The sequence below is a fragment of the Algibacter sp. Ld11 genome (assembly GCF_045066735.1).
Lineage (GTDB): Bacteria > Bacteroidota > Bacteroidia > Flavobacteriales > Flavobacteriaceae > Algibacter.
The window spans coordinates 36092-47586 of the sequence record NZ_JBISHH010000024.1; the positions used below are offsets into that span (position 1 = coordinate 36092).

Annotated in this window: 11 protein-coding genes; 5 read left to right on the forward strand and 6 right to left on the reverse strand. The window is 34.2% G+C overall.

Features of this window, described 5'->3' with window-relative positions; genetic code table 11:
* Window positions 1–5 precede the first annotated feature (5 nt).
* Window positions 6–1346 carry a hypothetical protein gene (locus tag ACJJV4_RS10675; protein WP_405294233.1) on the forward strand — a complete coding sequence of 447 codons (1341 nt, stop codon included), beginning with the start codon at window positions 6–8 and terminating at the stop codon, window positions 1344–1346.
* Between the two features lie 84 nt (window positions 1347–1430).
* On the opposite strand, the gene pyk is transcribed toward ACJJV4_RS10675, so the two are convergent.
* The 5 genes from pyk to ACJJV4_RS10700 form a co-directional block, all read right to left on the reverse strand.
* Window positions 1431–2873, reverse strand: coding sequence for a pyruvate kinase (gene pyk, locus ACJJV4_RS10680; RefSeq protein WP_405294235.1), 1443 nt, complete (start codon window positions 2871–2873; stop codon window positions 1431–1433).
* On the reverse strand, window positions 2873–3358 hold the full coding sequence (locus ACJJV4_RS10685) for an IPExxxVDY family protein (RefSeq protein WP_405294237.1): 486 nt from the start codon (window positions 3356–3358) through the stop codon (window positions 2873–2875). Before ACJJV4_RS10685 ends, pyk begins: the two co-directional genes overlap by 1 nt.
* 129 nt (window positions 3359–3487) lie before the next feature.
* Window positions 3488–4228, reverse strand: coding sequence for a ribonuclease III (gene rnc / locus ACJJV4_RS10690; RefSeq protein ID WP_405294239.1), 741 nt, complete (start codon window positions 4226–4228; stop codon window positions 3488–3490).
* A 7-nt stretch (window positions 4229–4235) separates the two neighbouring features.
* Window positions 4236–5486 (reverse strand): beta-ketoacyl-ACP synthase II, encoded by a 1251-nt coding sequence (fabF, locus tag ACJJV4_RS10695; protein WP_405294241.1) that lies wholly within the window; start codon window positions 5484–5486, stop codon window positions 4236–4238.
* 23 nt (window positions 5487–5509) lie between these two features.
* Window positions 5510–5743, reverse strand: coding sequence for an acyl carrier protein (locus tag ACJJV4_RS10700; protein WP_007647141.1), 234 nt, complete (start codon window positions 5741–5743; stop codon window positions 5510–5512).
* 184 nt (window positions 5744–5927) lie between these two features.
* On the opposite strand from ACJJV4_RS10700, the gene ACJJV4_RS10705 reads away from it, so the two are divergent.
* From ACJJV4_RS10705 to ACJJV4_RS10720, 4 genes are all read left to right on the forward strand, one after another.
* Window positions 5928–6494 (forward strand): phosphoribosylglycinamide formyltransferase, encoded by a 567-nt coding sequence (locus tag ACJJV4_RS10705; RefSeq protein ID WP_405294244.1) that lies wholly within the window; start codon window positions 5928–5930, stop codon window positions 6492–6494.
* A gap of 51 nt (window positions 6495–6545) precedes the next feature.
* Window positions 6546–7184 (forward strand): viroplasmin family protein, encoded by a 639-nt coding sequence (locus ACJJV4_RS10710; protein ID WP_405294246.1) that lies wholly within the window; start codon window positions 6546–6548, stop codon window positions 7182–7184.
* Between the two features lie 122 nt (window positions 7185–7306).
* Window positions 7307–8233: a PfkB family carbohydrate kinase gene (locus tag ACJJV4_RS10715; protein WP_405294248.1), complete on the forward strand. Its 927-nt coding sequence runs from the start codon at window positions 7307–7309 to the stop codon at window positions 8231–8233.
* Between the two features lie 145 nt (window positions 8234–8378).
* Window positions 8379–10277, forward strand: a complete 1899-nt coding sequence (locus tag ACJJV4_RS10720; protein WP_405294250.1) for an amidophosphoribosyltransferase — start codon at window positions 8379–8381, stop codon at window positions 10275–10277.
* 594 nt (window positions 10278–10871) lie between these two features.
* Here ACJJV4_RS10720 and ACJJV4_RS10725 read toward each other — a convergent pair.
* Window positions 10872–11480 carry a superoxide dismutase gene (locus ACJJV4_RS10725; protein ID WP_159018881.1) on the reverse strand — a complete coding sequence of 203 codons (609 nt, stop codon included), beginning with the start codon at window positions 11478–11480 and terminating at the stop codon, window positions 10872–10874.
* Between the last annotated feature and the right edge of the window lie 15 nt (window positions 11481–11495).

Consider the following 11495-nt stretch of genomic DNA (forward strand, 5'->3'; position numbering starts at 1 on the left):
ATAACATGAAAAAACAAATTTTAAACCTTAAAACCTTAGCATTATTATTTAGTGTTTTATTACTAGCCTTTAGTTGTAGTGATGATGATGCTCCAAAAGAAGTTATAGAAGAAACCAATGAGGATGGAAGCAGATGGATAACTGTTGCGGCCGCTAGAATGGGTGAAGAGCCTGGAGATGGTAATGGCGGTACTTTAATATATTCTGTTAGTAGTGAAGATGCCAAAGACCCAAGCGTTTCTATTGAAGCTTTTGAAAACGGATTTATTGCGCCTTCAAACAGAACGGCACGCTTACAAGCATCTGAAGATGGAAATACAATTTTTAATATTAGTTACGCTGGTGATACTGGCGGAAACTATACTAAATATTTAGTTGAGGGAGGACAAACCTTTACACAAACAGGTACAGAGATTAGTATTGCACCTTATGTTGGAACTGCTCCTAGATGGATTAAATTATTCGATGGCGATCAAACCGGTGCAGCCGTTTATGTTTCTACAGAACATGAAGCAGATGCCGATGGTAACTATACCAGAACTAACGCTACTATTGGCGTTGTAACCTTAGATTTAGAGAACTCTTTAATAAACAATTTTCAAGAGCATGTTATCGCTTTATCTGCTGAAGAAGAAGCTTTAGGTTACTACATTTCTAGAATTGATATGCCAACTCTAAATGCGGCCGGAAATAAATTATACATTGGAGCGCGCTTAAGCAAGGTTAATCCTGCTACAACAGAAAGTGATAGCGATTATGAAATATTAGGGTCGAAAACCATCGTGTTAGATTACCCATCATTATTAAATCCAACAGTAATTTCATCTTCTGTAGGGCACGGAAATACAAATGGATACCGTAGTATAAATGCTTTTCTTTATAACGGAAGTGTTTATCAAGCTAACCAAAGTGATCCAGAAGGTTCTCATATTTTAAAAATTAATGCAGATAACACTTATGACGATTCTTATGATTTTAATTTAGATGAAGCTTTAGGTATCGAAGGTGCTTACATTCTTGCTTGGAGACCTGCTTCTAACGGAAAAGCTGTATTAGCTTACCGTCATGATGGTTCTGCGGAAGGTGTTGCTGGTGCACAAGGCTTTTTTGCTCTTGTAGATTTAAATGCTAAAACAGCTCAAAAAATTGAAGATATCCCATATCATGAAGATTTCTACTTATTCCAATACCAAGGTTTTGTGGTAGATGGAACGGATATATATGTAACTCAAGCCCCTGTAGGACAAAATGGTAACATTTATGTTATAGAGACAGAAACCGGTGTTGTAACAAAAGGGGCCGAATTAGTTAATGTAGAAGGAAGTCATTTTATAGGTGCGTTCTAATAGACAAACAAACTTATTGCAAATAAAAAAGGGCCAATAGATTTAAATCTATTGGCCCTTTTTTAATTTATAAAATTTAATTTTCTAAAGACTACACGTTGTAATTTCTGAAATTCTTAAAGTATTAACCATTCCTTTATCTTGTATTGGCATAGCAGCTAAACTAACTAACATATCTCCTACTTCTAAATAACCTTGCTTACAAGCTATAGCATTAACATCTTCGATAGTTTCATCGGTGCTAACAAACTTATCGTAATAGAAAGCACGAACACCCCATAGTAAACTTAAACGCGTTAAGATTCGTTTATTTGAAGTAAACACTAAAATATGACATGAAGGTCTCCAAGCCGAAATTTGAAACGCCGTATAACCACTATTTGTTAACGTAGAAATAGCACTTGCATCAATTTCGTTTGCCATAAGAGCAGCATGATAACAAATCGATTTAGTAATATATCTGTTCGTTCTAATATGTGGAGGTAATTGCGGTACTTGAATTAAATCAGAATCTTCAACATTCTTTAAAATGTTACTCATTTGTCTAATTACTTCTACAGGATATTTACCAACTGAAGTTTCACCGGAAAGCATTACAGCATCAGCACCATCCATAACAGAATTGGCAACATCATTTACTTCAGCTCTTGTTGGTGTTAAACTATCAATCATAGTTTCCATCATTTGCGTCGCAATAATTACCGGAATTCTAGCTTTTTTAGCACGTAAAACCAATTGTTTTTGGATTAACGGAACTTCTTCAGCAGGAACTTCAACACCTAGATCACCACGAGCTACCATAATACCATCACAATGTGTAACAATTTTATCGATATTCTCTACAGCCTCTGGCTTTTCTATTTTAGCAATAATTGGAATTTTATGAGTTCCGTGTTCCGCAATTAAATCACGTAATTGCATTAAATCTTCAGCATGACGCACGAAAGATAATGCCATCCAATCTACATCTTGCCCAATGGCAAAAATAGCATCTTCGATATCTTTTTCTGTAAGTGCAGGCTGAGATATATTTGTATTAGGTAAGTTTACACCTTTTTTAGATTTTAATGGTCCGCCTTGAACAACTTTAGCTAAAACCTCGTTTTTTCCATTTGTAGAAACTACTGTAAAAAGTAATTTCCCATCATCTAAAAGAATACGCTCTCCTGGTTTTGCATCTTGTGGAAATCTATCATAAGTCATGTAAACACGTTCCTTATTTCCAACAAAACGTTCGCCTGTAGCAAAAATAATTTCATCACCCGGATTTACAACAACATCTTCTTCCATAACTCCTACACGAAGTTTCGGACCCTGTAAATCTGCTAAAATAGCGGCAGTAAAACCAAACTCTTCGTTCAACTCACGAATCATGGTGATACGCTCGGCCACATCTTTATAATCGGCATGAGAAAAGTTAATTCTAAATACATTAACACCTTCCTCAAGCATGCCTTTTAATACTTCTTTTGTGCTTGTAGCGGGTCCTAGAGTTGCTACTATTTTGGTTTTTTTTCTTGTTGCCATTAGCTAAAAATTAAATTGTCTTTTGATTTTAATTGAATTGTATCAATACTATAAGCTGTTGCAATTTGAGAAATTCTTAATATAGAATCTAAAATATATTTTTCCTTACTCGAACTGAACTCGTTTTCTATTTTTAAAAAGTAGTTAACACGCTTATATTCTGGTATTAAATGAGTTGTTTTTGTTATTTTTTCTTGATTATCAAATAAAGAATCATAACTAATTTCCTGAAAACTATCGGTTTTACAAGTGTTAGAAACTAAGCTCCAAGTGGTTAGTTGCTTTTCATCTTTCCATTCAAATATAGAATAGTTAGATTTTCCCTTATTAAAATCTAAATCCTTAGGTCTTCTGGCAAGCCTGATCTTTAAATGTTTATTAAGAAGAAAAGCCAATCTGTAGTCCTCAAGCGTGCAATGCATTGCTACTAATGTGTACGTCACATCGTCAAAAACATCATCAAGTATCAGTTTATGAACAGCCATACCTTCCTATTAATATTTGTAAATATAGTATTTATAACAATTACTAATTACATGTTTTAACGAATCTTAGTCAGAATCCACACTCAAACGTTATAGTTAATTGTTTTTTGTAGTTAAGCTAAAGTTTCGCTAAACTGTTTTTGAAATTTTATTCTGAAACACAAAAAAAGCGCGTTTGGAGGCTTTCTCTTCTGCTTTCTTCTTTGAAGTTGCTCTTGCTTTCGCAACAACTTTATCGTCGATACTCAGTTTAACTGAAAAATGCCTAACATCATCATTACCAGTATCCTCATAAACATTATACCCAAAAGTTTTCTTTTCTTTTTGGCACCATTCAATAAGTAAACTTTTATAACTTATTACTTTTCCTTCTAGCGTTGTAATATCAACGTAGGGTAGAATAACCCGATTATAGATAAACTTTTCACAATATTTATAACCTCTATCTAAAAAAATAGCCCCTACCAAGGCTTCAAATAAATTTCCGTGAATATTATCTCCAAACTGACCTTTAGGAATTTTACTTTCAACCAAGTTAATTAACCCTAAATCTTTACCCAATTCATTTAAATGCTCTCTACTCACTACCTTAGAGCGCATTTTCGTTAAATACCCTTCATCTCCACTAGGAACTTCTAGATATAAATGAGATGCGATTACGGCACTTAACATGGCGTCTCCCAAAAACTCTAAGCGCTCATAATTAATAGCATTTCCTTCGCTATCTTTTATGTTCATAGAACGATGAGTAAAAGCCTTTCTAAAATATTTAATATCCTTAGGTTTAAAACCAAGAATTTCATTTATTTCCATAAAAAAATTCCCGCTACGTTTAAAACGGGAATTTAATATGTTACGAATGTATTTCATTCGGGATTTAATCTAATTTTTTGAATACTACACAGGCGTTATGACCGCCAAATCCAAATGTATTACTCATTCCTACTTTTATGTCTCGCTTTTGTGCCTTGTTTAAGGTTAAATTTAATTCTGGGTCTATGTTTTCGTCTACTGTTGTATGGTTAATGGTTGGCGGTATTATACCGTTTTCCATTGCCAAAATAACCGAAATTGCTTCAATAGCACCTGCTGCACCTAAAAGGTGACCAGTCATAGATTTTGTTGAATTAATATTTATGTTTTTAGCGTGACTTCCAAATACTTCTGAAATTGCTTTAAGTTCTGCAACATCTCCTAAAGGTGTAGATGTACCATGTGTATTAATATGGTCAACATCTTCCGGCTTTAGGCCTGCATTTTTTAAACAATTCTTCATTACTGCAATAACACCAATACCTTCTGGGTGAGGCGCCGTCATATGGTAGGCATCAGAAGATAAACCTCCTCCAATACATTCTGCATATATTTTAGCTCCTCTTGCTTTTGCATGCTCATATTCTTCAAGAACTAGTGCTCCTGCACCTTCACCTAAAACAAAACCATCTCTTGTTCCATCAAATGGACGCGATGCTGTTTCTGGGCTTTCATTTCTAGTAGATAGTGCATGCATGGCATTAAAACCACCCATACCTGCTATAGTTACTGCTGCTTCACTTCCTCCTGTTACAACTACATCGGTATGACCTAAACGTATAGAGTTTAGAGCATCGAATATAGCATTTGCAGAAGATGCGCATGCAGAAACCGTTGTGTAATTAGGCCCCATAAAACCATGTTTTATAGAGATATTACCAGGTGCAATATCAGCAATCATTTTAGGAATAAAGAATGGGTTAAATCTCGGTGTTCCATCTCCAGCAGCAAAGTTTAAAACTTCATTCTGAAAGGTTTCTAATCCACCAATACCTGCTCCCCATATAACACCAACACGCAACTTATCGACTTGATCTAGATTTAGTTTAGCATCTTCAATAGCTTCGTCTGCCGCTACCATAGCGTATTGTGCAAACTTATCCATTCGTCGAGACTCTTTTCTGTCTATAAAGTCGGTAACGTTAAAGTTTTTTAATTCGCAAGCGAATTTAGTTTTAAACTTCTCGGTATCATAATATGTTATAGGCGCAGCCCCGCTTTTTCCACTAATTAAGCCTTCCCAAAATTCATCTTTGGTATTGCCTATTGGTGTTAAAGCTCCCAATCCTGTGACTACAACTCGCTTTAATTCCATAAAGTATTTTGATTGTTTTTTACTTATTTAGCTGCTTCTATATAAGAGATAGCTTGACCTACTGTTGCAATGTTCTCAGCTTGATCATCTGGAATTTGGATATCAAATTCTTTTTCGAATTCCATTATTAATTCTACAGTGTCTAAAGAGTCCGCTCCTAAATCGTTTGTGAAGCTAGCTTCAGTTACAACTTCATTTTCGTCTACTCCTAATTTATCAACGATAATAGCTTTTACTCTTGATGCAATGTCTGACATAATTTTAAATTTTTAATTTTATTAGTTGGCAAAAATAAAAAACTTTATTTTTAAAACACACCTTTACTTTAAAAATGTGTGTGTAATTTACTAAAAATAGTTTTAAGTATTTCTCTTTTACCTTCTAATTGTTAATATTTATTCTTTTTTTTGTTTGAATAATTATTAAACACAATGTCTGTAAATGAAACGAATTGTAATTTTTGCGTCCGGGAGTGGTACTAATGCTGAAAATCTAATTAAGTTTTTTCACAACAGAGAAAATGCTTCTGTTATTCAGGTACTAACTAACAATCCTCATGCCAAAGTTTTGGATCGCGCAAAAAAGCTTAAGGTGAGTGCGCTTTCATTCAACAAAACAGCCATATCTGAGACAGAAGACGTTTTAAACCTATTAAAGTCCGCTAAACCAGATTTAATAGTATTAGCTGGATATTTATGGAAGTTTCCGGACAATATTTTAGAAGCTTTCCCTAATAAAGTCATTAATGTTCACCCTGCCCTATTACCAAATTATGGAGGAAAAGGCATGTATGGTATGCATGTACATCATGCTATAGTAGAAAATAAAGAAAAGGAAACTGGTATTACTATACATTATGTAAATGAGCATTACGATGAAGGCGCCATTATTTTTCAAGCAAAATGTAATGTGACTGAAACAGATACCGCCGATGATGTTGCTGCTAAAATACACCAATTAGAAATGGAGCACTTCCCAAAGGTTGTTAACGACATACTATCAAAATAATAATAAAACTCAATTTTAAAAAACTACCACTTTCGTGGGAAATGCCAAAGTATGTCGAAAAAAAAGAAATTTTACACGGTTTGGAAAGGTAAAAAGACCGGCGTTTTTAAAAAATGGAACGACTGCAAAGCTCAAATAACCAATTTTGATGGCGCACAATACAAATCTTTCACAAGCTTAGAAGCGGCAGAAGCAGCTTTAGAAGGTAATTACTTCGATTATATTGGAAAAAGCAAAGGTTTTAAAAGTGAATTAACACCCGAACAATTAAAAAAAATAGGGCAACCCAATTATAATTCTATTTCGGTTGATGCCGCTTCTAGTGGAAACCCTGGTATTATGGAGTACCGCGGCGTAGATACTAAAACAAAAAGACAGCTCTTTATACAAGGCCCTTTTCCAGAAGGCACCAATAACTTAGGAGAATTTTTAGCTTTGGTTCACGGCTTAGCTATTCTTAAAAAAAACAACAGCGACCTTATATTATATACAGACTCACGAACAGCTATGAGTTGGGTTCGTAAAAAAATATGCAACACCAAATTAGAGCGCAACGAAAAAAACAAACCCGTTTTTGATTTAGTAGATCGCGCCATAGACTGGCTTAAAAACAACAGTTACAAAACCGTAATTGTAAAATGGGAAACCAAAGCTTGGGGTGAAATACCTGCCGATTTTGGACGTAAATAAACGGAATTCCTCTTCTTACAAAACATCAATCTAGATAATTTTTATTCAAAATTGAACATGAAAAATAATAAGGATAAAGGATATAAATAACCTATATTTGCAGAAAATTATCAAGAACTTTCATGGGTAAATTAGTAATAGTTGGCACAGTAGCTTATGATGCTATTGAAACGCCATTCGGTAAAACCGATAAAATTTTAGGTGGAGCAGGTACTTATATAGGTCTTTCTGCATCTAATTTCGATGTAGATTCTGCCATTGTTTCTATTGTTGGTGGCGATTTTGAACAAAAATATTTAGACTTACTTTCTAGCAAAAATATCGACATTTCAGGTATTGAAATTGTTAAAGAAGGTAAAACGTTTTTTTGGAGTGGAAAATATCATAACGATATGAATTCTCGCGACACGTTAATAACAGAGCTAAATACTTTAGAAGATTTTAACCCAGTTGTACCAGAAGATTATAAAGATGCCGAAGTGGTTATGTTAGGAAACTTACATCCACTCGTCCAATCTAGTGTTTTAGATCAAATGACGGTTAAACCAAAATTAGTAGTTTTAGATACTATGAATTTCTGGATGGATATCGCTTTAGAAGATTTAAAAAACGTTATAAAGCGCATTGATGTGATTACCATAAACGATGAAGAAGCAAGACAATTAACCGGCGAATATTCGTTAGTAGTTGCTGCTAAAAAAATTCATGAAATGGGACCAAAATATGTTGTTATTAAAAAAGGAGAGCACGGCGCACTACTGTTCCATAATGAACAAATGTTTTACGCACCAGCTTTACCTCTAGCCGAAGTATTCGACCCAACTGGCGCAGGAGACACCTTTGCAGGTGGCTTTGCTGGATACTTAGCAAAAACTGGCGATGTATCTTTCGAGAACATGAAAAATGCAGTTGTTTACGGTTCTGCTCTAGCATCCTTTTGTGTCGAGAAGTTTGGCACAGAGCGCATGGAAAACTTGTCGCACAGTGAAGTGCAACAACGACTGATGCAGTTTAAACATTTAACGCAATTTGAAATAGAATTAACATAAACTAACGCGCCCACAATTTGGGCGCGTTTTTAATTGAATATGTTTTCTTGAAAATTAACCTCAAGACTATCATAAAAATATAATTCCTTTAAAAATCAAGGAAAACAAAAAAAGAAACACCGCAAAGCATAAAATAATTTAGACTATGAGTGATGCCCTAAAACACGAATGTGGAATAGCAGTTATTAGACTATTAAAACCGTTAGAATTTTATAAAGAAAAATACGGTAGCGCATTTTATGGCGTAAACAAAATGTATTTAATGATGGAGAAGCAGCACAATCGTGGTCAGGACGGTGCTGGTCTTGCAAGTATAAAATTAGATACAAAACCAGGGGAACGTTATATTAGTAGAGTACGCTCTATAGCACAGCAACCTATTCAGGATATTTTTGCACAAATTAACGACCGCGTTAATAAGGAGTTCAAAGAGCATCCAGAATATATGGATGATGTAGCTGCGCAAAAAAAGAACATTCCATATATTGGTGAGGTTTTACTTGGACATGTACGTTATGGTACTTTTGGAAAAAACAGTGTTGAGAGCGTACACCCTTTTCTAAGACAAAACAACTGGATGCACCGTAACCTTATTATGGCAGGAAACTTTAATATGACAAATGTTAAAGAATTATTTAGTAGCTTAATAGATTTAGGGCAACATCCAAAAGAATACACCGATACCATTACTATAATGGAAAAAATTGGTCATTTTCTTGATGATGCTGTTAGCAAAATATACCGCGATTTAAAAAAAGAAGGTTATAATAAGCAACAAGCCTCTCCGTTAATTGCTGAGCGTTTAAAAGTTGGAAAAATTTTAAAACGTGCTGCAAAAAGCTGGGATGGTGGCTATGCTATGGCTGGATTAATTGGTCATGGTGACGCCTTTGTTTTACGTGACCCTGCAGGAATTAGACCTGCATACTATTACAAAGATGATGAAATTGTTGTTGTAGCTTCAGAACGTCCGGTAATTCAAACGGTTTTTAATGTAAAATTTGAAGATGTTAAGGAATTAGAACCAGGGCAAGCTATTATTACTAAAAAATCTGGAGAAGTTAGATTAAAACAAATATTAGAACCCTTAGAACGTAAATCTTGTTCTTTTGAACGCATATACTTCTCACGAGGAAGTGATGCTGAAATTTACCAAGAGCGTAAAATGCTTGGTCGATTACTTATGCCAAAGGTTTTAAAAGCCATCAATAACGATACAAAAAACACGGTATTCTCTTTTATTCCAAATACTGCCGAAACATCATTTTTTGGTATGATTGAAACTGCGGAAGACTATATTAACCAGAAAAAAACAGACGCGATTTTAAATGGCCAACGTTCAATTTCAGCAGAAAAAGTAACAGAAATCTTATCGGAACGTGCTCGTGTTGAAAAAATAGCAATTAAAGATGTAAAACTAAGAACGTTTATTACAGAAGATAGTAGCCGTGACGATTTAGTAGCACACGTTTACGATGTTACTTATGGCGTTATTAAACCTACCGATAACTTAGTGATTATTGACGATAGTATTGTAAGAGGCACAACATTAAAGAAAAGTATTTTAAAAATGCTTGATCGCTTAAATCCTAAAAAGATAATAGTGGTATCCTCTGCACCACAAATTCGTTATCCAGATTGCTACGGAATCGATATGGCCAACTTAGAAAGTTTAGTTGCATTTCAAGCAGCATTAGCATTATTGAAAGACAACAACATGTATCATATTATTGATGATGTTTACAAAAAATGTATCGAGCAAACTGAATTAAAAGATAAGCACGTACAAAACTTTGTTAAGGAAGTTTACGATCCATTTACAGATGAGCAAATTTCTGATAAAATTTCAGAATTATTAAGTGATGAAAGTATTAAAGCGGAAGTTAAAGTTATTTTCCAATCGGTAGAGAGTTTACACAAAGCTTGTCCGGACCATTTAGGAGATTGGTATTTTACAGGCAACTACCCAACCAACGGAGGAAACAGAGTGGTTAACCGTGCTTTTATCAATTTTTATGAAGGTAATAATGAACGTGCATATTAATTTTGAAATTGTTATTTTTCAACGCTTTAATTAAGAAAAACACATTTCATCTTAAAAAAACGCATTTCATCTAATATATAGCAAGTTTAAAGTAAATACACATAACTTAGTATCACCATAACATAAGTAGGTTAAGTTCATGGTAGATTTGGGGCAAAAAAAGGTGAACTTCTGTTCGCCTTTTTTTATGCGCAATACTTTCGTTTTTCTTTATTAAACGTCAATTAAACTCAACAAATAATTAATACTCCGCTTAAACCAAGATATCAGTCGTTTAACTAAAAAATTTTAACAAACTGACTTACAAACATATATTTGTCTCACCATAACATAAGTAGGTTAAGTTCATGGTAGATTTGGGGCAAAAAGGTGAACATCTGTTCACCTTTTTCATTTTATAAAATCTCATGTTTCCCGAAATATTTTCTTAGTTAAGCTTTTCTCAGTTTTCTTCAACTCTTCGATACCATACCCAGGTTGTTAACCTATATTCCAAACCATTTAACCTAGACTCTAAATTCACAAAAACTATTATAATAAAAAAGCCGCTTCTGTTAAACAGAAGCGGCTTTTAAAATATTTAATATTATCTACTTACTTTGCTTCAGCATAACGTTTTTCAACTTCATTCCAGTTAATTACACTAAAAAATGCTTTAATGTAATCTGGACGACGGTTTTGGTAGTTTAAGTAATATGCGTGTTCCCAAACATCTAATCCTAAAATTGGTGTTCCTCCGCAAGTTACTCCTGGCATTAATGGGTTGTCTTGGTTTGGTGTAGAACAAATTTCTACTTTACCTCCTTTATGTACACATAACCATGCCCATCCAGATCCAAAACGAGTTGCTGCTGCTTTAGCAAAAGCATCTTTAAAATCGTCTACAGACCCATAAGCTGCTTCAATAGCATCTTTTAATTCTCCTGATAAATATCCTTTTCCTTCTGGGTTCATTACGCTCCAAAATAAAGAGTGGTTAAAAAACCCACCTCCATTATTTCTAACAGCGCCATTATCCATATCTAAGTTTGCAAGAATATCCTCGATAGATTTTCCTTCTAAATCAGTTCCAGCAATAGCGTTATTCAAATTGTTTGTATATCCTTGGTGGTGCTTTGTATGGTGTATTTCCATAGTACGTGCATCCATATGTGGTTCTAAAGCGTCGTAAGCGTACCCTAATTCTGGTAATTCAAAAGCCATAATTTTTATTTAATT